Source organism: Rhizobium sp. Root1203 (genome assembly GCF_001424945.1).
In the GTDB taxonomy this organism is placed as follows: Bacteria; Pseudomonadota; Alphaproteobacteria; order Rhizobiales; family Rhizobiaceae; genus Rhizobium.
Map to the genome: position 1 here is coordinate 63,157 of NZ_LMCW01000028.1, position 22,852 is coordinate 86,008.

At 61.1% G+C, this 22,852-nt stretch carries 17 protein-coding genes and 4 pseudogenes; 7 read left to right on the plus strand and 14 right to left on the minus strand.

All coding sequences use genetic code 11. The features are described 5' to 3' along the window. Positions 1-2 precede the first annotated feature (2 nt). On the minus strand, positions 3-1,835 hold the full coding sequence (locus ASC97_RS23350) for a sensor histidine kinase (protein WP_244481557.1): 1,833 nt from the start codon (positions 1,833-1,835) through the stop codon (positions 3-5). 285 nt (positions 1,836-2,120) lie between these two features. On the opposite strand from ASC97_RS23350, the pseudogene ASC97_RS23355 reads away from it, so the two are divergent. The 3 pseudogenes from ASC97_RS23355 to ASC97_RS35590 all read left to right on the plus strand — a co-directional run. Next, a pseudogene (locus tag ASC97_RS23355) lies at positions 2,121-2,883 on the plus strand (HAD family hydrolase). 103 nt (positions 2,884-2,986) lie between these two features. Beyond that, positions 2,987-3,238 (plus strand): annotated as a pseudogene (locus tag ASC97_RS35585) (UDP-N-acetylglucosamine-transferase); the annotation flags it as partial. A 1-nt stretch (position 3,239) separates the two neighbouring features. Continuing rightward, positions 3,240-3,631: pseudogene (locus tag ASC97_RS35590) on the plus strand (hypothetical protein); the annotation flags it as partial. An 84-nt stretch (positions 3,632-3,715) separates the two neighbouring features. On the opposite strand, the gene ASC97_RS23365 reads toward ASC97_RS35590, so the two are convergent. The 4 genes from ASC97_RS23365 to ASC97_RS23380 form a co-directional block, all read right to left on the minus strand. Continuing rightward, positions 3,716-4,147, minus strand: a complete 432-nt coding sequence (locus ASC97_RS23365) for a DUF2721 domain-containing protein (RefSeq protein WP_057470731.1) — start codon at positions 4,145-4,147, stop codon at positions 3,716-3,718. Positions 4,148-4,205: 58 nt separating this feature from the next. Further along, positions 4,206-4,865, minus strand: a complete 660-nt coding sequence (locus tag ASC97_RS23370; RefSeq protein ID WP_057470732.1) for a hypothetical protein — start codon at positions 4,863-4,865, stop codon at positions 4,206-4,208. A gap of 82 nt (positions 4,866-4,947) precedes the next feature. Further along, the gene (locus ASC97_RS23375) at positions 4,948-6,669 is read right to left on the minus strand and encodes an arylsulfatase (protein WP_057470733.1); all 1,722 of its coding nucleotides are present in this window, start codon (positions 6,667-6,669) and stop codon (positions 4,948-4,950) included. 279 nt (positions 6,670-6,948) lie between these two features. Continuing rightward, entirely contained in the window at positions 6,949-8,454 is a 1,506-nt protein-coding gene (locus ASC97_RS23380; RefSeq protein ID WP_057470734.1) for a winged helix-turn-helix domain-containing tetratricopeptide repeat protein, read from the minus strand. Between the two features lie 119 nt (positions 8,455-8,573). Between ASC97_RS23380 and ASC97_RS23385 the strand changes: the two genes are divergently transcribed. Continuing rightward, on the plus strand, positions 8,574-9,740 hold the full coding sequence (locus ASC97_RS23385; RefSeq protein WP_057470735.1) for an MFS transporter: 1,167 nt from the start codon (positions 8,574-8,576) through the stop codon (positions 9,738-9,740). 23 nt (positions 9,741-9,763) lie between these two features. Here the strand turns inward: ASC97_RS23385 and ASC97_RS23390 are convergent, their stop codons facing one another. Beyond that, positions 9,764-10,195 carry a GFA family protein gene (locus ASC97_RS23390; protein ID WP_057470754.1) on the minus strand — a complete coding sequence of 144 codons (432 nt, stop codon included), beginning with the start codon at positions 10,193-10,195 and terminating at the stop codon, positions 9,764-9,766. A 238-nt stretch (positions 10,196-10,433) separates the two neighbouring features. Here ASC97_RS23390 and ASC97_RS23395 point away from each other — a divergent pair, with 238 nt between their 5' ends. Then, positions 10,434-11,450, plus strand: a complete 1,017-nt coding sequence (locus ASC97_RS23395; protein ID WP_057470736.1) for an Lnb N-terminal periplasmic domain-containing protein — start codon at positions 10,434-10,436, stop codon at positions 11,448-11,450. 219 nt (positions 11,451-11,669) lie between these two features. Here the strand turns inward: ASC97_RS23395 and ASC97_RS23400 are convergent, their stop codons facing one another. Then, positions 11,670-12,332, minus strand: a complete 663-nt coding sequence (locus ASC97_RS23400) for a GNAT family N-acetyltransferase (RefSeq protein WP_057470737.1) — start codon at positions 12,330-12,332, stop codon at positions 11,670-11,672. 146 nt (positions 12,333-12,478) lie between these two features. On the opposite strand from ASC97_RS23400, the gene pdxR reads away from it, so the two are divergent. Next, on the plus strand, positions 12,479-13,927 hold the full coding sequence (gene pdxR / locus ASC97_RS23405; protein WP_057470738.1) for a MocR-like pyridoxine biosynthesis transcription factor PdxR: 1,449 nt from the start codon (positions 12,479-12,481) through the stop codon (positions 13,925-13,927). A gap of 18 nt (positions 13,928-13,945) precedes the next feature. Here the strand turns inward: pdxR and ASC97_RS23410 are convergent, their stop codons facing one another. The 7 genes from ASC97_RS23410 to ASC97_RS23440 form a co-directional block, all read right to left on the minus strand. Beyond that, the gene (locus tag ASC97_RS23410; RefSeq protein WP_057470739.1) at positions 13,946-15,538 is read right to left on the minus strand and encodes a bifunctional aspartate transaminase/aspartate 4-decarboxylase; all 1,593 of its coding nucleotides are present in this window, start codon (positions 15,536-15,538) and stop codon (positions 13,946-13,948) included. A gap of 19 nt (positions 15,539-15,557) precedes the next feature. Further along, positions 15,558-17,234, minus strand: coding sequence for an aspartate-alanine antiporter (aspT, locus tag ASC97_RS23415; protein WP_057470740.1), 1,677 nt, complete (start codon positions 17,232-17,234; stop codon positions 15,558-15,560). Between the two features lie 188 nt (positions 17,235-17,422). After that, positions 17,423-18,631 (minus strand): adenylate/guanylate cyclase domain-containing protein, encoded by a 1,209-nt coding sequence (locus tag ASC97_RS23420; protein ID WP_057470741.1) that lies wholly within the window; start codon positions 18,629-18,631, stop codon positions 17,423-17,425. 185 nt (positions 18,632-18,816) lie between these two features. Then, positions 18,817-19,683, minus strand: coding sequence for an efflux RND transporter periplasmic adaptor subunit (locus ASC97_RS23425; RefSeq protein ID WP_057470742.1), 867 nt, complete (start codon positions 19,681-19,683; stop codon positions 18,817-18,819). Beyond that, a complete protein-coding gene (locus ASC97_RS23430) occupies positions 19,680-19,889 on the minus strand; it encodes a DUF1656 domain-containing protein (protein WP_057470743.1) in 210 nt (69 codons plus the stop codon). The genes ASC97_RS23425 and ASC97_RS23430 overlap by 4 nt, the downstream gene beginning before the upstream one ends. After that, positions 19,886-21,979: an FUSC family protein gene (locus ASC97_RS23435; RefSeq protein WP_057470744.1), complete on the minus strand. Its 2,094-nt coding sequence runs from the start codon at positions 21,977-21,979 to the stop codon at positions 19,886-19,888. The genes ASC97_RS23430 and ASC97_RS23435 overlap by 4 nt, the downstream gene beginning before the upstream one ends. Then, a complete protein-coding gene (locus ASC97_RS23440; protein ID WP_113001438.1) occupies positions 21,963-22,424 on the minus strand; it encodes a MarR family winged helix-turn-helix transcriptional regulator in 462 nt (153 codons plus the stop codon). The genes ASC97_RS23435 and ASC97_RS23440 overlap by 17 nt, the downstream gene beginning before the upstream one ends. Before the next feature lie 211 nt (positions 22,425-22,635). On the opposite strand from ASC97_RS23440, the pseudogene ASC97_RS23445 reads away from it, so the two are divergent. After that, a pseudogene (locus ASC97_RS23445) lies at positions 22,636-22,852 on the plus strand (efflux transporter outer membrane subunit); the annotation flags it as partial.

Below are 22,852 nucleotides of genomic sequence, written 5' to 3' on the forward strand. Positions count from 1 at the left end.
CCTCACTCCTCCCTCGCGGCCAGAGGCAGGATCACGCGAAAGATCGCTCCCCCTTCGGGCCGGTTATACGCGGAAATCGTGCCGCCATATGTCTCGACGATGGCACGCGCTATGGAAAGTCCCAAGCCGGTCCCCGCCTGCTTGGTCGTGTAGAACGGTTCGAAGATGCTGGACAGGCGCTCTTCCGGAATGCCGTTGCCTGTGTCCGAGACACATAGCTCCGCCTTCTGATTGGCCAGTCCTGTCGCAAAGGTAAGCGTTCGCTTGGTTGGGCCGGCATCCATCATGGCGTCCATCGCATTGGTCGCCAGATTGAGGACGACCTGTTGCACATGGACCTTGTCTGCCAACACCGGCAGCTCCGACGTCGGCTGATTTGTGTGGAGCGTGATCCCTCTGCGTTCGGCCTCACTGTGAAGGATATGAATTGCGCTGGACGTGATGTCGTTCAAGTCGAACTCCTGCCAATCGATCTCGCGTCTTCTCTTGAGTAAACCTCTCATGCGGCCAATGATGTCGCCCGCACGCTGATCGTCCTCCTGAATGTCGAGAAGAATCTGCTTTATCAACTCCAGATCGGGGTTGCCGCTTCGAAGGAGTTCGGACGCAGCCTCGGCATTGTTTCGAATGGCAGACAGGGGCTGGTTCAGCTCGTGGGCGATCGACGAGGATAAAGCGCCGGCGGTTGCCGACTGGTTGAGATGGACGGCTTCGAGCAGGTGAATTCGCGACCTGCGCTCCGCGTCATAGCGGCGGCGTCGCTCGAGCAGAAGGAGTGCGATGACGCCAGCCTGCATCAGGACGACACCGAATGCTCCCGTCACTGCCAACCAGTGTTCTTCCCAAAGGCTCCGTTCCCTGTACATCTGGATGGTGCCTGGAGGCAGGTCCTTGTCCGCCAGGCCCCAACGTCGGAGCTGCCGGGCGTCTGCGATAAATGTCTGGGGTGCCTCGATATCCGCGACTGGCTTGCCGGCGATGGCATCGAGGACAAGATTGCCGACGGTCCTCCCCAAGGTATCGAAGGTAACCGTATTTCCGCCGACGACGCCATAGCCGATGTATGTCTGGTACGGACCATAGATAGGTGCGCCGGCAGTAGCCGCGATTTGCCTCAGCGCTTCACGCGGGATGAAATTACGTCCTGTCCCATCCTTGAAAATCGTCAACGCAAGGATGATGCTGTCGGAGGGCACATCTGACGCCCTTTCAACGAATTCGTCGATCGTCAGACCTTCGAGATACGTCGTGTCGTATAGTTTGGAGAACGCGCCGAGATCGGCGCGTGCCGTCGCGAGCCATTCCCGGTCGAAGTCGGACGATCCGCCGATGATGTAGAGATGACGTGCGTTCGGCTGGAGATCGCGGGCCATTTCAGCCGTCTTCAGTATGTCGAATGTCGTGAAAGCACCGATCACATCGTCAGGCAAGTCGAGATTATCAGCGGTGGAATTGCCGAAACCAGCCGCGACGATTTTCGCGGTCGGTGCGATCGAGCTGCGGTTCGCCGAGATGAAGCTGGCAGACTCCCTGCCTAGAGCGACGACCACATCCGGACGATGGGCAGCATATTTCTCGGCAAGATATCGAGCCATGCGTGCGACATGCTCGGCTTCGGGGAACCTCGACAAATCCAGGAACTCTGAAAAAAGGTCGATTTTGCCATCTTTCGCTTCCAGCAGGCGGCTTCGCAACGCTTCTCCAACGGTGGTCGTTGCCGCTATCCTCTCATCGTAAGGATAGAGGATGAGGACGCGCGGAACCCGATCGGCGATCGCAACCAACGTGTCCGAGGCGACTGCATGGCTCCCCCAGACGAGGAAGACAGCCGTCATCAGGGCGGCTCGGAGCAAAATAGCTGCACGCCTGCTTCCCCAGTTCATCGGGCCGCTCCCGTTCCGGCGGCCATAATACCAGTTTCGCACTTCAGCGTCATCTAATCAAAGGTACCACTAATGATTGTCTCGAGTGGATTCCCCAAAGTCCAATATCGAGACGTGCGCACATTCTGTAAGGTTGTTCCTCACCGCCGCGGGGGTGGATCTGCAACGTGCGCCGTTGCCTCCTATGGAGCCGGGGACATTTTCAGCGCTTTCGCACAAGGACCTGGAGGACGCCCAATGCATGCTTTTCGCCAATTCCTCAAATTGTCACGCGACGCGATGCTGGCGTTCAGCGTTGCACTCCTCTTTGCGGCCTCCGCGCAGGCGCAGAGCGATCCGCTGCCTTCATGGAACGACACCGCGCCGAAGCAGGCAATCGTTTCCTTCGTCGAGAAGGTGACCAAGCAAGGTTCGCCCGACTTCGTCCCGGAACCGGAGCGCATCGCGGTGTTCGACAATGACGGCACGCTGTGGGTCGAGCACCCCATGTACACCCAGCTCGCCTTCGATGGTCGAGCTGCTTGCCTACCTGCGCGCCAATGGCTTCAAGACCTTTATCGTGTCGGGTGGCGGCGTGGAGTTCATGCGGCCGTGGACGGAAAAGGTCTACGGCGTTCCGCCCGAACAGGTGGTGGGCTCCTCGATCAAGACCGAGTTCAAGATGCAGGACGACACGCCGACCCTGCGACGCCTGCCGGAAGTTAACTTCATCGACGACAAGGCCGGCAAGCCGGTCGGCATCAATCAGGAGATCGGTCGTCGGCCGATTGCCGCCTTCGGCAATTCCGATGGTGACCTCGAAATGCTCCAGTGGACGACGATGGCAGGCGCGCCCGCGCGTCTTGGCATGCTGGTCCATCATACCGATGCGGAACGCGAATACGCCTACGACCGCGATACGGAATTCGGCCGTCTCGACAAGGCGCTCGATGCAGCCCCCATCATGGGCTGGCCGGTCATCGACATGAAAGCCGACTGGAAGAAAATCTTCAAGGATTAGGAACGTTGTACCTCACGGTTGGGGCGCAACGAAGGCTTGTGACATCAGAATGGGTTCATCAGGCGACGGGCATCCCGCCTGTCTCCACTGGGAGGACATCTCCATGAAAATCGATCACGTCGCCCTTTTGTTCTTTGCCGGCGGCTTCACGCTGGCGACCGCTGCCTTTGCGCAGGACGCCCCGAAGAAGCCGCACGTGCCGCTCGAAAAGTCCATCGGCGAAATCACGCCGACAGGCCCGGTGCCGTCGCTGGCGGTCCTCAATTCGGCCGGAGCCAAAATCGAAAACGGCAAGCTCGTTCTGACCGGCGTCTCGGCCAATTCGATCGTCTTTGTCGATTCCGTCAATCGGACCNTCATAGCGCAGCAGCCCGTCGACCTTGTCGGATACCGAATGCGCGATCAGCGTCCAGCCCTCTTCATCGATCATTTTGGCGGCAGTTTCGGCGGCGGTGGTGGCTTCGGCGGTGGCAGCTTCGGTGGCGGTGGTTTCCGTGGCGGAGACTTCGCTGGGGGCGATTTCCGAGGAAACGACGTCCATATCGGCGAAACCAATTTCAACCGCGTGGGAGGCAGCTACTGGCATGCGCCGGTCTATCACGGCGCCTGGTATCGGGGGGCTCCTGTTGCGGCAGGCGTCGTGGCAGGTGCAGCCATCGGCGCGGCGGCGGCCCGTCCCTACTATTACAACTCCTACTACAACAACAATCGGCAGTGCGGCTACTACCCCTTCCCGCCCTGCTATTGACCCTGCTTCGTTGGTCACGCCGCGAAGGCGGCGTGACGCTCCATTTGCAATCCCGCGGCAGGCAGCCGCGGCAGCGTTTGTCGATCACCTCTTCCGGTGATCGTCATGCTCGCCTTGCGACAGCCGGATGTCCTGCAGCAGTCGGAAAAGCGACCCCGCCAGGAAGCATAGCGCCGCAATGAAGAGGACGGCTGCGCCCGGTTCGTGACGGTATCCCAAAAAGGCCACGACGAATCCGAACAGGAGCAGAAACGTCACGCCAATTCCTGCCAGCACGGCAAGGTGCAACGCACTGTTCAACAGCAGTTCCCGTCGCCTCAGCTCCCCGATTTCCGTCTTCAGCCAAACTCGTGCGACGTCGTTTTCGTCGATCTCGCGGAGATCTCTGATCCGTTGCGTGACCCCGGAGATCCGATTGACCAGGACTGCAACCATTGCCGCAACACCGTTGAGCATGAATGCAGGAGCAACCGCATGATTGATCATGGTTGAAAGCTGATCGGCTTCGACTGACATCAGGCACCTTCGATCGCAATGCGGCCGGCACCAACAGCTGGCCGCGACGCAGTGGAAACTACGGAATGACATTGACCGCACGCGCGGCCACGAGCACGAGTGTCAGCAGCGAAATAGCGCTTTCGAGCATCATCAGCACTTTCGCACGCGGCGTGAGCGGCAGCGCGTCGGTGGGGCTGAAGGCGGTCGCCGTGTTGAACGCCAAGGCAAGATAATCGATGTAACGCGGCCGCCAGTCTGGCGACGTCAATTCGGGGACCGATGCCTGGGGAAAGAGCCAGTCGGGTTTCCTTGCTATTCCCCGCGCGATGCGCGACGGACCACCGGCATCAACCTGCCAGTAGAGCAGGGAAAAGGTGAGAACGTTGGTGACCCAGATGGTGAATGACGACGTCAACAGCGATACCGACCGCAACTCGGGCGGGTGAAGCGTGATGACCCCGATCATATCTCCGAGTTCCGCCGCCGTATTGCACGCGTACACACTGGCAAGCACCATGATCGCGACGCGCTCGACACGCAGCCACACAGTTTTGTCGGCCGACACCGTCACCATGACCATTGGAACGATAGCCAGCATTAGAACCGCGTATGACATCCACCGCGGCATCGCATAGACGTGATGCGGCAGCACCTCCAGAAAGGCGAATACCGCAAGGATCGCCAACACCGGAGGCCAGCGTGCTTCGTCGCGACCTGTTTGAATGACATCGCTCATCGTCCGCCCTCTGCAGCCCTCACGCCAATTGTGGACGAGACGGACGCCGACCCGCGGCGTCCGTTGTCGGTTCAGGACCGAGCTATTCGCTTGGGTGATGCTGTTGCTTCATCGCCTGAACCTGTTGGATGACCTGTTCCAGATTGTAGCTGGCCGGGTCTTGCATCGGTGGATAGTCGATGTAGCTCTGGAGTTCCTTGAGCCACAGCGCCTGGCCGATCGGCAGCATGTTCCAGTCGTAGACATAGGCAGTCGCCGGAGCCGAGATCGCGCCGCCCATACCTGTAAGGGTCTTTACCTGCTCCCCTATCGAGGTTTCGAACGGATCGCGCTTGATGTTGACCACTTGCGTCCAGTGGAAAGGAAGAACGCCCGCAAGGAAGCCCGTGGGGGCATCCGATACCATCGCGAAATACATCTTCCAGTTCTTGTAGCGTACGGCCGACGGGTCCTTGCCGGAATAGTAGAAGAACGTATCCCGGGCTGACTTATCCGAATCCCCTTCGAGATACGCCCGCTGGTTGACGCCATCGAGCGTGGTCTTGGCAATTCCGGGATAGGCGCCTTTCTCGATTTCGGCCTTCAGTTCGTTGCCCTTGGGGCCGCCAGCGATGTCGACCAGGGTCGGCAGCCAGTCGAGGGACGCGAAGATGTCGTTCTTCACCGTGCCAGGTTTGATGTGGCCGGGCCACCGAACGACCAGCGGCGCGCGCATGCCGCCTTCCCATGTCGATAGCTTGCCACCTTTGAACGGCGTCGTGCCGCCGTCGGGATAGGTAATCGTCTCGGCTCCATTGTCGGTGGTGAACGCGACGATGGTATTGTCCAGTTCTCCCATATCTTCGAGTTTCTTGAGCACGTAGCCGATGTTGTCATCCATCTGCTTCATGCCGGCTTCGTTGACACCCCAGTCCTTACCACCGGGTTCGCCGACCATCCTCTGGTACTTGTCCGGAAGCACGGTGGTGATGTGCATGCGGGCGGGGTTGTACCAGACGAAGAACGGCCTGTTGGTTTTCTCGGGATCGTTGCGATCGAGAAAATCGATCACGTGGCTCGATATTTCCTCGTCGACCGTCTTCGAACGCTCCAGCGTCAACGGCCCCTCGTCCGAGCAGGTCTGGTTGGCGGCGGTACCGTCTGAAGACTTGCAGGCCAGCACCGGCCGCGGAGGCATCAGGCACAGCGTCGTCTTCGGGTCGACAGCCGCGGGGTCGTCCTTGAGGCCCGGGATTGGTGTATTTCTGCACGGAGGGGCAACGGTCTGCTCGGTCGGCGTCCTGTTGATATCCGGGAAGCTCACGCCCTGCATGGCGTCGAGGTGATAGAGATAGCCCCAGAACTCATGAAAGCCGTGGGCGGTCGGCAACGCGTCGGTGTGATCGCCAAGATGGTTCTTGCCGAACTCGCCGGTGTTGTAGCCGAGGTCGCGCAGGAACCATGCGAGCGCCGGCGTTCCCGGTTTGAGGTAGGACGGACTACCCGGCAGCTGGGGCGGGATCATACCGGTGCGAAGCGGATGCATTCCGGTGAAAAAGGCGTTGCGCCCCGCCGTGCAGCTCTGCTCGGCGTAGTAGGTCGTAAACATTGCGCCTTCTTCGCCGATCCGATCGATGTTCGGAGTTTCCCCGACCATCAGCCCTTTATGATAGATACCAGGCTGCATCCAGCCGATGTCGTCGCCCATGATGAAGAGAATGTTGGGCTTTTTGGCTGTGTCCTGCGCATGCATTGTCGCCGTGCTCGCCAACAGACTTCCCGCGACGGCAAACGCTGCTGTAAAGAACTTTGTGGTCCGTCTCATTTCGAATGCCTCCCTGAAGGGCCTCCACGTGGATGGCCAAGGTTGATTGAAAGGCGAGTCAAAGCAAAACGACGGGTGATATTTTCTGCGGCCGAGTTAAACGCAGAACGTGAAAGAATATTCGATCGGAATGCATGCTCTGCGGGCGCGCATATTCACCATCGACTTGCGGAAGGGGAAAATATCCGCCCCTTCGACGGTGTTTTACATCGAATTTGCAATTGCGGATACTGACCTTTGGGGAATCAGATGGCTGTTGCGGCAGGTCATCACTGCGCGCTACTCCGGAAGACCGGCCTTGCGGTAGCCATCGACAAAATGCGCAAGCGTCGCTGCGTCCCGGAATGGTTCCGTCGCCGCCCAGTGGCGGGTTGTGAAATGCGGGTTGCCGACGAGAAACAGCTCGACCTCTGCGCGTGCCTCCTCAAGCCGGCCCAGTTGGGCAAGGCTCGCCGCCAGGAAACGGCGTGAGCTCGTCCGGTACGTCTCGTCCCTGCGCAGCGTCTCCACAGCGGCGGCGTATTCGCCCGCCGCGTACTGCGCCTGACCGAGCGTCAGATAATACCAACTTGCCGGAAATGGGTTCAGCCGGAACGCCTTGCGGATATGCTCGGTGCCCTCGCCGACGCGCCCGGCCAGGACCGCGATGTCGGACAATGCCGCCCATGCGTCGGCCTCGTTCGGGTCAAGTTCGATCGCCCTGACGAATTCCGCATCCGCCTCGTCGAAGCTGCGGTCGTAGGCAAGCAGATAAGCCAGGATCCAGCGGCAGCCGGCATCGTTGGGATCGATCGCCACTGCTTTGCGCGCCAGTTCCAAAGCGACGCTGCGGGAAGATTCGGTCGGGCCTCCGGAATGGACCCATCCCATCCAGTGGTTCATCGCAAGCCAGCGATAGGCCTCGGCATATTCCGGATCGAGCGAAACCGCGCGCGTCAGCATGAGGTGCGCTTCCTGCGCCGTCTGCGGTGAATCGTCCATCAGCTTGCGCGCCCGCACGCAGAGATCGTAAGCCTCGATGTTCCTGGGGCGATTGCGTGGCGGCGGTGCGCTCAGCCGGCCGGTCAGCGCCTCCACGATCTTGCCGGTGACCTCGTCCTGAACGGCAAATATATCGTCGAGGCTGCGGTCGAAGCGTTCCGCCCACAGATGGTCGCCACTCACCGCGTCGACCAGTTGGGCGTTGATGCGCACGCGCCCCTCGGCGCGCCTTGCGCTACCCTCCAGCAGGTAGCGCACGCCAAGGTCTTCGGCGATTGCGCGCACGTCCATCGCCTTCCCTTTGTAGGCGAAAGCCGAGTTGCGCGCGATGACAAACAGGCCGGAGATCCGGGACAAGTCCGTGATCAGGTCTTCGGTCAATCCATCCGCGAAGGACTCCTGCTCGGGATCGTTGCTGACGTTGACGAAAGGCAGCACGGCGATCGACGGTTTGCCGGGAAGCGGCAAAGGTTTTCGCTTCACGCCGAGGGGTTCGATGGCGCCTGTGAAGCGGTAGCCGACGCGCGTGACCGTGGCGATCCATTGACCGCCGTCGGCGGCCGGACCCAGCAGCTTCCTGAGGAGCGCGATTTGGACCGTGAGGTTGCCCTCCTCGACGGCCGTGTCCGGCCACGCCGCGTCCATCAACTCGGCCTTGCCGAGGATTTCACCGGGCCGGCTGACGAGCGCCGCAAGCAGCTTTAGCCCGCGGTAGCCAACGGCAACTGGCTCCTTGTCCCGAAGGAGCGTTCCCGCATCCGGATCAAGCACGAACGGACCAAAGGCAAAACGCGATCCCTGCATAGGGCGCATCTATAGTCCGTTTGGAAGATATTGAGAACTATTTGGGAGAGCTTAATTACGGCGCCGTTCGTGTCCTGCAGAATGCATACTCTTTCAGGGCGAGGATCCCCGAGGTTTGCATGACTGCGGAAAGCACGACATCACAACGAGAAGATCGGATTCCACGGGCCGCGATGGCTGGCATCATCGCGACCGTCACGGTATTCGCCCTGGCACAGGGGCTGACCTATCCGCTGCTGAGCTTCGTCCTGGAGCGGCAAGGCACATCACCAGGCCTGATCGGCTTGTCGGCAGCGATGACGCCGCTGGGTTTCATTGTCTCCGCGCCCTTCATTCCAGCGCTGGTGCGGCGCGTGGGCGGCGCGCGCCTTGCGATCCTGTGTTCGGTCCTGGCCGCGCTCAGCCTGATCGCGATTGGCTGGACACAGGAAGTCTGGGCCTGGATGCCGCTGCGTTTCCTGCTCGGTTTCTTTGCCAATCCGCTTTACGTGATCAGCGAAACCTGGCTGCTCACGATCGCGCCCGCGCCACGGCGGGGCCGCATCATGGGCCTCTATTCATCGGTCGTTTCCGGTGGCTTCGCCCTTGGACCGCTATCGCTCGGCCTGGTCGGCACCGAGGACTGGCCGCCATTCGTGATCGGCGTCGTGGCCTTCCTTCTCTGCGGCCTGATCGTGCTTGCTGTCGTGCCGCGCCTGCCCGACATGCCGCAGGAAGGCGAGGCAACATCCGTCGGCGGGTTCTTCGCGCTGGCGCCGCTCCTGTTGTTTTCGGTTTTCGCCGCAGCCGCCTTCGAGCAGATTATGCTTTCCTTGTTCGCTGTCTACGGCGCCGCGCTCGGCAGCGCCGAGGAGCGCATCGCTTCGCTCATCACCTGCTTCATCGCAGGCAACGCCATGCTGCAGATTTTGCTCGGGCGGGTGGCCGAACGGTTTGGCTCGACTCCGACCCTGCTATTCTGTGCCCTCGCTTCGCTGGCCGGCTGCCTGCTGTTGCCATCGATCTTCAACTCGTGGCTCATCTGGCCGCTCGTTTTCGTCTGGGGCGGGGTCTCGTTCGGGATATACACCTTGTCGCTGATCCAGCTTGGCGAGCGCTTCACCGGTCAGGCCCTGATCGCCGGCAACGCGGCCTTCGCGGTCGTGTGGGGTATCGGCGGCATTGTGGGCTCACCCTCGACAGGTCTGACAATGCAATTGATCGGACATCAGGGGCTGCCATTGTCCCTTGGCCTGCAGTGCTGTGTCCTCCTGGTGTTTTTATTGGGGGAAAAACGGCGGGGGTGATCGAGGCAGCCGCGTGTCTCGCTTCATTTCGCCGGGATGTACCGGAGGGTTCCCGCGAGCCGGGGACCGGTCGAACCCTTGGTGTCCAGAGGATGGTTGATGCCGTCGTTGACGGGCACTTCCTCGAAGTCGAAAGGGCTGATCCCCTCCAGACATGCCGCATTGACACCGTAGAAATCCGGGTTCGAGCGTGGCTTGTGGAAGGTGTAGATGCCGCACTTCGAGCAGAAATAGTGTTCGGCTGCGTTTGTATTGAACTGATACTTGGTCAGCAACTCGCCTCCGGAAACGACGGCGACCCCGTCCTTGGCAGCGGAGACAGCAACAGCGCCCTTCAGCTGGCAGTATGAGCAGGTGCAGCGACGGGCGGTATGAAGACCATTCTTCAATTTGACATTGAAGCGAACGGTTCCGCAGTGGCAGGCTCCGTTTAGCTGCTGTACGTCGAGATTCATGGGACTATCCATCTGATTTGCGGCGCGATTGACGCTCTTCATAGTGGTCGGATTGCCCGCGCTCAAGGATTTCTCCTGCGGCCCGCCGATAATCGGATGAGGAGGAACACGTTCGCGAAATGATCGCTGGCCCGGTATCTGTAACATCTGGCGGTAAGCCCTATGGTCTCTTCGCACGCAAGCAGCTAGCTTCGCGTCCAGACTGCCTGCTGCGATACACTCAGGGACGGAGACGAGATTGCGTCGACTGATTTGGCTCATTTTGACCGCTGCGCTGGCAATTGTCGTCGCTTTGGCGGCGGCGTGGTCTTCACTGGCGATATGGTACCGCCTGCCCGTTGCGGAGTTCGCAAGAGGCTTCACTGCCGGTCTGTTCGGCCTTTTCGGGCTCTGCGTGATCACGATGCTCTTCGGTCGTGGGCGTCTTTGGGCAATACTCGCGTTTACAATCGCGTTTATCGCGGTCTTGGCCTGGTGGGCGACGATCAAGCCCATCGGGCAGGCCAACTGGGCCCCGGATGTCGCCCGGCAGGTCACGGGCGAAATCGACGGTGACATGCTGACATTGACCAATGTCCGCGACTTCGAATGGCATGGCAAAGACGAATTTACCGAGCGATGGACAACCCGGACCTACGACCTTGACAAGCTGCGCACGATCGACCTGTTCATGTCATACTGGGCGGGACCGAAAATCGCCCATGTCATCATGAGCTTCGGCTTCGAGGATGGCGAGCAGCTCGCCTGGTCGGTTGAGGTGCGCCGTCGGGTCGGCGGAGCATTTTCACCGCTCGCCGATCTGTTCAAGAGCAATCCCCTTGTGATCATCGCTGCCGATGAGCGCGATGTCGTCGGCGTTCGGTCAAACTTTCGCGGCGAAGACGTGCAGATCTATCGGCTAAGAGCGTCTCCGGCGGCAATCCGGCTCCTGCTCCGCCAATACGTCGCCGATGCCAATGAGCTCGCCGGAACTCCGGCCTTCTACAACTCGATTACGACCAACTGCACGACGACTGTCGTAAGGATGATACGCCTGGTGGGCGACGTTGTTCCGCTCGACTGGCGGCTCATCGTCAACGGGTACCTCCCCGACTACGCTTACGATCGCGGCGCCCTGGACACATCGATTCCGTTGGCGGAACTCAGATCCGTTTCCCACATCGACCAGCGTGCGCGGGACGATGGCCTGTCACCGAACTTCTCAAAGGCGATCCGTATCGGTGTGCCGTCGCCAACCCTTCCGGGTGGACAGTAAAACGGCCTGGCATCAAACGAAAAAAGGGGCTCGCAGCAGGTGACGGCGAACCCCTTTTTTTAGCAAAGTCAATGCACTGCCATGTCTTACATGCGTGCTGCACATATGCCCTTGCAGCACGATGAAGATGCGCTCTTTTAATTAAGCAACAGTTAATATGATAAAGTTCTTCATCCGCGCTGTATCGTTCCGGCGAACACCCCGGCGAAATCCGCAAGCTCAGTCGAAACGAAGCTTGGTTTTCTGCTGCCCGCCCGCGTCGAAATTGGCAGGCCCCAGCCACGCCTCGTAACCCGCCTTCAACCGGGGCCAGTCCGCGTCGATCATGGCAAACCATGCGGTGTCGCGGTTCTTTCCCTTGGCGACCATATGCTGCCGGAAGACCCCTTCGAACGTGAAGCCGAAACGCAGGGCGGCCTTCTTGGAAGGTTCGTTGAGATTGTTGCACTTCCATTCAAAGCGTCGATACCCCAGCGTATCGAAGGCATAGCTCGCGAACAGGAAGAGTGCTTCGGTCGAAATGCGCGTACGCGCGATGGCGGGACCCCACAGAATGTTGCCGATCTCGATCACCCCGTTCGCCGTATCGATGCGCATCAGCGCCTGGCGTCCCTCGGCCCGCCCGGTCGTCTTGTCGATCACCGCAAAAAACAGCGGATCCAGCGATGCAGCCGCCTTTTCGAGCCACGGCGAAAAGGCCGGCAGATCGGCGGGCACGTCCTCGAACAGGTAACGGAACCGGTCGTCAGCACCCGGTTGCTGGGCCGAGGCCAGCAGGTTGTTGCCGTGCCGCGCCGGGTCCAGAGGTTCAAGCCTGGTATAGCGGCCATCCAGGGGTGCGCGGTCTGGACGCGCTACGCCCTTCCAATCTGAGAGGTCCATCAAAAATCCTTGTCGTCGCTGTTCAGAATATCACGTGACAAAACAGTTCCCTGAACAGTTTTGCGGCGTGTCTGTTTTTCGCTTAAAGAGGTCTGGCGTAAACCTCCACTTTGATCATTCGCGACAGACCAGTTTGAAAGCGCCTTATGTCCGCTCCTTCCTCGACGTGGCTTCCCATCGAGCGTGCTGCCGGCGACCTCGAGGGTCAGATTTACCGGGCAATGCGCGACCGCATTCTTTCCGGGCATACCGCGGCAGGCCAGCGCCTGCCGTCAACGCGGGCGCTCGCAGCATCGCTCGGCGTCGCACGCTCGACGATCGTGAACGCCTATGAACGTTTGAAGGCAGAAGGCTATCTCGAATCGACGGCCGGCGCGGCAAGCCGTGTCGCCTTGCTTTCCATGTCGCCTATCGGCGGAGGCCGCACACCTAGCCTGCCGCCATCGGCAGCGCCGCCGCCGGCCAATGAGATGCTGCTGGAACCCGGAGTGCCCGATCTTTCCGATTTTCCCCACGCGGTCTGGGCGCGCTACCTCGCCTCGCGGGCCCGCGCGCTACGCATCCACGACCTGGGCTATGGCGATGCGTGCGGAATTCATGATCTCCGGGAAGCCATCGTCCAGCATCTCGCCGCCACGCGCGGCGTCGCGGCTCTGCCCGAGCAAGTGCTGATCGTGCCGTCCACGAGGGTGGCGATCGATCTGCTCGCTTCCTTCAGACTGCGCACCCACGGCAACGATATCGCCTGGGTGGAAGAACCAGGATATCCCGCCGCAAAGTCCCTGCTGCGTGCTGCCGGCGCACGCGTCGTACCGGTTCCCTGCGACGAAAGCGGCATTGACGTCAGTCGGGCAGAAGGTCCCAAGCCCCGATTGATATATGTGACGCCGTCCCACCAATACCCTACAGGCGCGACCATGAGCCTCCAGCGCCGGCTCGCCTTGCTGGAGATGGCGCATGCATGTGGCGCACTGGTCCTCGAGGACGATTACGACAGCGACTTTCAATATGGTTCGCGTCCGATCGCGGCGCTTCAGGGCATAGACCGCCATGATGTGGTCGCCTATCTCGGCACCTTCTCGAAGATTCTGGCGCCTGGCCTGCGCGTCGCCTATGTCATCGTCCCGTTTTGGTTGGTCGCGGACGCATCGTCGGCGCTCCGGATGCGCGGGGCCGCGGTCTCGATCCATATACAGGCAGCACTCGCCGACTTCATCCGCGATGGCCGTCTGCGAGTGCATCTGAGGCAGATGAATGCCAAGTATGCAGAACGAATGATGGCAACCGTCCAGGCGCTGACAAGGCACTGCGGCTCAATCCTTGAGGTCGGCAGCGGCTCCGGGGGCTTGCAGCTCGCGACCTGGTTCCGTGACGCCGCGGCTGAAGACGAGACGATTGCCGCCGCTCTGCGTCTGCATGGATTGGCGCCGCAATCCATGTCGCGCTTTCACCTCAACGCGCCGCGGCCCGGACTGCTGTTCGGGATCGCGCGCGTTGCGCCCGACGGTATTGACGGCGTGATATCAAAGCTGGGCAGGCTGCTCACCGAACATCATCGGGGAAGCGCCGGTGGCCGTTCGCGACCGGCCCGATGATGTCGTCGCTACGATGGCCTACGTCTCCAGTTTGCGAAACTGTTCGTAGTATTGATCCGCCATCTTCCTCAACGCCTTTCCGATCGCCGCATATTCGTACTCGTTGAGATTGGCGAGCGAAACGCGGCCGGAAGGCTGCTGCGTGCCGAAACCACGTCCGGGCAAGAGGACGATACCGGTCTGATCGGCAATGCGAAACAGCAGGTCGCCTGCGCTCGATTGCTCCTTGATCCAGGCGGCGAAAGCATCGCCGTAGAGCTTGCGCGATATCTCCTCCAGGTCGAGGAGGGTGTAGTAGTCGACACCGTTCGGATCTTCGCTCACCGGGACGCCGAGCTCGCGATAGAGCACCGATTCGCGTCTGCGGATTACCTTCTTCAGCGTCGCCTTGTAGCTGTCGGTTTCGTCCATGAGGGCGAAGAGCGAGAACAGCACCATCTGCACCTGTTGCGGCGTGGAAAGGCCGGCCGTGTGATTCAAGGCGACAGTACGGCTGTCCGCAACGAGACGGTCGATGAATTTGAGCGAGCGCACGTCCGGCAACAGGGAACCGTAGCGCTTGTCCAGCGACACCTTCACCGGTTCAGGAAGTGCCGCCAGCGCTTTGTCGAGAACGTTGTCGCGATGTGTGGCGATAACGCCCAGTCGCCACCCGGTCGCTCCGAAATATTTGGAGAACGAATAGACCAGGATCGTGTTGCTTGGGCATGTCGCAAAGAGCGAACGAAAATCGTCGGCGAATGTGCCGTAGACGTCGTCGGTGAGGACGATGAGATCGGACCTGTCCTTGTCGATGATGTCGGCAATCTTCCGCAGGCTCCTGTCGTCCAGCTTCACCGATGGCGGGTTGCTGGGATTGATGCAGAAGAACACCTTGATGGCGGGATCCTTGAGCTTCTCCAGCTCCGAGTCCGGATACTGCCAGTTCATCGACGGATCGGCATTGATCGGCACTTCGACCAGACCATATTCGTCGAGCTCGGGGATTTCGATATAGGGCGTGAAAACCGGCATGCCGATGGCGACCTTGTCGCCTCGCTTGACGATCCCGTTCTGCTTCAAACTATTGAAAATGTAGGTCATCGCCGCCGTGCCGCCCTCGACGGCGAAAACGTCGATCGTGTCCGCCGGCAACTGCCCGCCGATCATCTCCTTGACGACGTAGTGGCGGACAATCTCCTCGCTGACCTGCAGCATGCGGGGCGGAACGGGATAGTTGCAGCCGAGAATACCCTCGACCATCTCGTGAAGAAAAGCCGACGCGGATAGCCCGAGCTGATCGCGGACATAGCTCAACGCGCGCTGCAGGAAGGCGACGCCCTCCAGGTCCAGGTTCTCGCTGGTGAACCGCTCGAAGCGACCTTCGATACCGTCGATGTTGGGCAGGCCGCCGATTCCCGTGTTCATGTAGGAGTACGAAAGCTCGGCTTCGGCCGTGGCAAACAGGCCCAAGCGGAAAAACGCCCGCCGCGGCAGGGTGGCCAGAAAATTCGGGTTGCCACGCCCGGCATTCAGCATCGTCCTGTTTTCCTTGCCCGAGGCGAGCTTGATCAACTCGTCCTTGAGTTCGAAGGGGCTGAGTTTTGCATAGCGGCTGTAGTCGACAGTCATGTCAGTTGCTCCGGATGTTTCAGACGAAGGCTACGACGAGGGGACCGAGAAGCGTGAGAAAGACGTTCGCCAGCGCATAGGTGATGGCAAACGGAACGGTCGGCACCGAATTGCCGGCCTTGTCGAGAATCTCGCCGAAGGCGGGATTGGCGCTTCGCGAGCCCGACAGTGCGCCCGCAAAAATCGCGACGTTTTCGTATTTCAGGACATAGCGGCCGACGAGCATGGTGATCAGCATGGGCACGATTGTCACGGCAACGCCGATGAGGAAGATCGATAGCCCGCTGCTGACGATCGTCGTTACGGCCTGCTGTCCGGATTGCAGCCCGACGACCGCGACGAAACCGGCAAGGCCGAGGTCGCGCAGCAGCGTCGAGGCCGCTGTTGGCAAGTTGCCGATCGTCATGTTGCGGCTGCGGTACCAGCCGAAGGCCAGACCCGCGAGCAACGCGCCCCCTCCGCTGCCGAGCGTCAGCGGAATGGACCCGATCCGGATCACCAGCAACCCGACAAGCAGGCCGACCACGATACCGAAGCCATGGAAGACGAAATCGGTCTTGTCGCTCTGGACGATGACGGGCCCGACCCGTTTTGCCACCCGTTGCACGTCCTCCGCGGTACCGTACAGGCTGACGACGTCTCCCGACTGGATTTTCGTGTCCTCCGCCAGCGTGAGCTTCTGTCCGCCGCGTTTTACCTCGATGACAAAAACACCGTGGCGCACGCCGTCGTTCGTCGCCTTGCGTATCTCTCCAACAGTACGCCCTGCAAAATCCGGATTGGTGATCGCGACATCGCGGGTAACGACGATGACATCCATCCCTTCGGAAGATTGGATCTCCGGTCCGATCCTCTCGCTAACCTCCACGACGCCGCCGCGCCGCCCGACGACGAGGACAACGTCGCCCGTCTCGAGCGCCAGATCGGGTTGAATGCCGAGCAGCGCGTTGTGACGCTTGACGCGTTCGATGGAGACCGCCGCCGTCTCTATCTCGGACAGCCTGCGTCCCGCCGCCTGCTCCACTCGGAACAGGCGGCCGACGATATCCGGCAGCGCGGCTGTTTCGCCGGGCCCGTAGGCATGCCCGCCCGCCAGCATCTCCGCTTCCGCCTTGATCGCATCGTCCCGAATCTCGCGCTTCATGAACCACGGCAGGATGTTCACGCAGACGATGATCGCGCCGAAGGAGCCGAAGATGTAGGTGACGGCATAGCCGATCGCGACATTGGCCTGCAGCCGCTGCACCTCGTCGGCGGCCAGGCCGAGCTTGGCGATTGCCGAACTCGCTGTGCCGATGATTGCCGACTGGGTGAGCCCGCCGGCCGCAATGCCGGCCGCAAGCCCCTTGTCGAGGCCGAAGACCCGTGCCAGCACGATGACCGTGACGAGACCGGTGATCGCCAACACCGCCGCCATGACGATTTCACGCAGCGATTGACGTCCCAGGGACCGGAAGAACTGGGGTCCGCTCTCGAAGCCGACGGCATAGATGAACAGCGCAAACAGCACCGCCTTTATGCCGCTGTCGATGGTGACGCCGATCTGGCTGATGAGGACCGCAACAAGCAGCGAACCTGCGACGCCGCCGAGCTGAAACCTTCCGAACTGAAATTTGCCGATCCAGTAACCGCCGGCCAATGAGAGAAAAAGAGCAACTTCGGGAGCTTGATGCAGGATGGACTGCAGGAAGTTCATTCAAATCTCCATGCCGACTACAGCGCGAACTATTCCCCCATACATTTCCGGAGTTGAGTATTCGTCAAGCGCATGAGCGCGACTTCAGCTTCGAAACCCTGCTCTGCGACATTTTGGCAAGGGCAGCGCAAGCAAGCCTGAAGGCGGCGTCGCCCTGATGTGCCGTTTCAAGGCAGGTGCATTTCAGACTAGAGGGCCGGGATCAGCGTAAAGAGTTCCTGCGCCCGATTGACGCCGCGCAGCGCATGCTGGCCGATCGACAGCAGGTCATCGAGTTGCGCCTGCGGAACGATTGCCGCGAAGCTTGCCGACATCAGCACCTTGCGCTGCAACGACCGGCAGAGCGATACGATGCGGCTGACCTCATTCACCGCCGGCCCGATCACGGTGAAGTCGAGACGGTCCCTGCTGCCGATATTGCCGTAGAAGACATCTCCCATGTGCAGGCCGAGGTAGACGTCGGTGATCGGGCGTCCCTCGATGCGGCGCTGGGCGTTCAGATCGGCCAGGCGCTTGTCGAGCATCGCGCGAGCGCTCAACGCTGCGGCGCAGGCCTCCGTCGGTTTCCTGCCCCTGAAGATGGCGAGCGTTCCGTCGCCCATCAGCTTCAGCACCTCGCCGCCAGCCTCCTGAACGGAGGATATCACCGCATCGGCATAGTCGTTCAGCATCGGGATGATCTCTTCCGGGTCGACCGTGTCCGATATGTGTGTGAAGTTGGCGAGGTCGGAAAACCAGAGTGCCGCCGAGATGCGATCGCTCCGCCCCCTTGTGATCTTGCCGTGCAGGACCTGGTTGGCCGCATCCTCGCCGAGATAGACCCTGGCGATCGTTCCGGCCACGCCACTGACGGTCACGCATTTTACGGCGAGCGCAAGGCAAGGAAGCAGTTCGCGCAACGCCGCGAGATCGCTCTCGGAAAATCCTTCCCTCGCCCGGGTTGCAAAATGCGAGAAGAAGCAATCGATCTCGCCGATCGTCCCCCCGTCGCCGAAGCGATGGGCCATGGCGATAAAATCCGTGAACCCCGATGCTTTCAGATCGTCCAGAAGATAAAAATCGACCGGATCGCCACGATGAAAACACCGCCGCACCTCGTTCGCGTCCCCGGTTTCCAGATGGTGGAAAGCGGAACGGAGCCAGTTGTCCGAGAAATTTCCCGGGCCGGCGACGCCATATTCCGAAACCCGCTCGATGTCCTGCCGCGCATCCCAGCGAAAAGCACGCCCCTCGTAGATCGGATGAAGCGTATCCATGACCGCGACGGACCGCTCGACAGGCATCCCGATGGCGCGGCACCGCTCGCAGAAACCGGCAAGCAGATCGGCTTCCGACATGCCTTTCAGCCCGCTCTGCATCAGCCAAGCAGTAATTTCGATGACGTGGCGATCGTCCACGGCTGTCTCCTGGTCGCTGGGCGTCCGCTATTGCGTCACAGAGAGGGCCGACCGGGCGCTGCCTCGCGTCGAGCCCCTGCTCACCGCCCGTCCACGGGACGCCTGGACCGGTGAACTTCGGCATTGCGAGCACGGCCCCTGCCTGGGTCGCTCCCGGTGTTCGTTGAGGGGTCAGTCGACGATGGTCACTCGATGATCGTCACGCTGGCGGTTCGGCCGGCGACCAGTGCCGTGCCGTCAGGCAGGTCATCGAGTGCGACCCGGACGGGGACGCGCTGCGCCAGCCGCACCCAGGTAAACGTCGGAGTGACATTGGCAAGTTGAGCGCTGGTATCGCTGCGCTCGCGATCTTCGATACCGCCGGCGACACCGTCCACATGGCCCTTCAGCGGGGTCTTGCTGCCCATGAGGTAGACGACCGCTTCGTCGCCGACTTTGATGCGATCGAGCTTGTTCTCCTCGAAATACCCGGAAATATAGTAGGAATCGCTGTCGATCAGCGCTGTAACCGCGCTTCCGGCCGTGACGTAGTTGCCGGGACGCATCGAAAAGTTCGTCAGAACGCCGTTGACGGGAGCCCGTACCACGGAGCGATCGAGATTGAGCTGCGCCGTGTCGCGGCTGATGACGGCCTGATCATAAGTCGCTTCATCCTGCTGCACGGTCGTCTCCGCCTGCTGGATCTTCTGGCGAGTGACCGAGCTTTCGCCGAGTTTGCGGTAAAGCTCCAGATCGCTCTTGGCCATGTCGAGTGCGGCCTTGCTGCTCTCCATCTGGGTTTCGGCCTGGCGTAGCGCGAGCGTGAACCGCGCCTGATCGATACGGAAGATGACGTCGCCCTTGTGGATTGTCTGGTTGTCCCGCGCGTCGACCTCGCTGACGATGCCGGAGACATCGGATGCAATGCGAACGACGTCGGCGCGAACCTTGCCGTCGCGCGTCCACGGCTCGTCCATGTAGTAGTCCCAGAGATGCCAGCCGAGCACACCCGCGAGCGCCACGACGGCGCCGGTCAGCAGGAAGCGGCCGGAGTAAGCGAGAAGCGATTTCATAACGACACCTTGTTGAGAGACAGCGCGAGAGCACCGAGCAAGCAGAAGTACATGGCCGTATCGAAGAGCGGCCTGTGCCAGACGAGGCGGTAGAAGCCGGTGAATGCCAGCGCCCGCCGCAGGATTGCGTTGAGAATGAATGCGACGACGGCGATCGCGCCGAGCGTGGGTACGAAAACACCGTAGAGATCGATTTCCGGTCTCATGCTGCGTTCTCCTTTGCTGGTTGGCGACTGGCGTTGCCGGTCGCGGCCGGCAGCGCCGAAGCGGCGTCCGGATAGAGGCTGTATCGGAGTGCGGTCACGGCGCGGCATGCTCCCTCGACCGCCGATGACCGGGTGACATCGACCAGCTGCTGCAGGGCATTATCGAGGGTCTTGAGCAGGCCGTCGTTCGGTTGGGCATCGCGCCTGCGCTGCTTTTCCTGATAGTGATCGGCAACGCCGGCAAGCACGCTGTCGATCGCATCGCGCTTGTCGCGAGCCAGCAGCTGCCTGTGTCGCTGCAGCTCCATCGTGTTCAGCCCGTTGCGCAGATCGCGCAGGATATCGGTCTGGGCGACGGCTGATTCCGCAGGGATCATTGCAAGCCTTGGCGCCACCAGCCCGAACCGGTCGACCATGCGGTAAAGCAACCGCGTAAAGTCCGGCCCGTCCCGCTTGCGCGCCACGGCCACGATATCGGCCCAGCCCGATCGAAGAACCCGATAGGCGCTCCACTCGGCGCCGACGGAGCGGACGAGCACCGTCGTGCCGCAGGCGACCACCATCCCGACGATCATCGCCATGTTCGAGTTCAGGAAGGATGCCAGATCGAGGTTCAACCGATCCTGCAAGGCAAGCATGTTCGGAAAGTTGACGCAAAAGCCCAAGCCGTAGAGCGAGAGCGACGGCCGCGTCATCATCAGGCCCGCAGGGATGAGAACCAGCCCCAGCGCCGCTGCAAGCGGCACATAGCCGTGGATCAACGGCATCAAACCGAACTGGAAGACGAAGGCGGCCATCACCGTGACGATCGCGACGTTCAGGAATTTCAGCATCATCGGAGCAGGATCGTCCATCGTCGAGAAGATGCAGCAGAGCACGCCGGCCATCATCGCGGCGGCACTTCCCTGGGGCCAGCCCGTAAAGATCCAGATCGCCGTCGCGATGAAGGTCGCCAGCATGACCGACAGGCCGGAGTGTATGGCCATGCCGTAGTCCTTGTGGATCGGAGCGCGGTCGAACAGCGTGCCGAAACGCTTCCAGCGCAAGTCATGTCGCGTGCCGGATTCGATGTCCTGGCGCAGGGCCAGGCAGTCGCCCCAGATCTGCAGGAGGTCGCGCACGCGAGCCGTAAAGTTGTGGGCAAGAAGCCCGGTCCACTCTTGCTGCGCGCGCCCCTCCTGTTCAGCCCGCTCCATCAGGACGAGAAGCTCCAGTCTCTCCTCGTCGCCATAAGACACCTTGGCTGCGAGCATTCCGGTCACTCTGTCGATCAACGCATTGACCGCAGGCGGGAACTTTCCCTCCGTTGCGCTGTCGAGGGCGTGCAGAACGTCGGCAAGGCCCGAGACGATTGGCAGCATCGCGACCATCCGCTGCTGGAGGGTCCTGGTGCGGCCGACCATGTCGCGGAGGCCAGACGTATCGTAGGCGACGTGGGTGGTGAAACTGTGCAGATCGACCGCATCGGCGGCAAGCTTGCGTGCAGCCGCCTGGAGCGATGCGTCCCGCCCCTTGCCATCAAGTGTTCCAATCGCAAGGTCCGCCCCATCTTTCAGCCAGGCGTCGATGCGGGCAGCGAGGACCGGTCCGGCATGGCGCGGAAAGGCGATGCGGTTGACGACTGCGGCGCAGATGATGCCGAGCGCAATCTCCTCGACCCGAGCCGTCGCATAGGTGAAGGCGGTATCCGGGTTGGCAACGATCGGAAATCCCGTCAACGCCGTCGTATAGCCGGCCAGCATGAACGAATAGCTGCGCGGCGTGCGGTCCAGCAGGCTGACACCAAGGCAGAACGCCATCCAGAGGGCGATCGCCAGCGTCAGAAGTTCCGGCGAATTTACCAGGTTGGGAATCAGGATGACGGTAACGGTGCCGCCGAGCGCCGTGCCGATCAGTCGGTAGATCGCCTTCGACGTGCTCGCGCCCGACAAGGGGTGCGCCACGATGTAGACCGTGCCGACTGCCCAATAGGGATTGGTCAGGTCGAAGCACAGCGCGATCAGCAGCGCCAGCATGGCTGCGGCGAAGGTCTTGATGGAAAAAACGACGTCCGCGAGGCTCGGGCCGATCGTATTATGGCTGCTCGTCATTGTCCTGTGTTCCGGTTAGGGCCGCGGTCTTCTCCGCGATCGCGCGCAAGACGGCCAGGGCGGCATCGACCTGTTCCGGCTCGATATCGCCCAGGATCTGTTCTCGCAGCTCGGCCGCACAGCTTTCGGCGCGCTCCGCGATCGCTGTGCCCCCTTCGGTGAGTTGCACCAGCTTGATGCGTCGGTCCGCCTCATCGGGCACCCGGCAGATCAAGCCGTCATTCTCCAGACTGTCGAGCACGCGAACGAGTGTCGGCCCCTCCACGCCGACCCGCTCGGCAAGCACATTCTGCGGGATCCGGTCACCATGGCGCAGCAGCGTGATCAACGGCGCGGCGCTTGCATCGGAAAGCTTGTGCTCTGTCAAAACGGTGTTCAACGCCCGGCGCCATCCGCGCCCGCAAATCATCAGCAAGGGTGCGAACTCAGCCCACGTTTTGTTCATCTTTTTGGTCATGGAATTAGATAACATCCTATCGATTAGAATTCAATGGTATTCGGCATGCGCAGCGGCCTTGGTTACCGAATTTCTCCAGGGACTCTTCCCGCGACACAAAACATCGCATCGGGATCCGTGGCCCGGCATGAAAAATTAACTATGATCGACAATGCTTTGTTAGCGAATCGCTCAGTGCCCGTTGTTGAATGGAGACCCCATGCGCCGCCTTGCAGTCCTCGCCGCGTTGTCGCTTCTCGCGGGCTGCGTGAGTGGTCCGGATCACGTCCCTCCGGAGATGCCGCTACCGGCCAAGTTCAACGAGGGCGCGGGGAAGGTCGGCGACGTTTCGACGGTTGCCTGGTGGACGGCCTATCGCGATCCGCGGCTGAACTCGCTGGTGGGTGAAGGCCTGAGCGAGAACCTGACGATCCAGC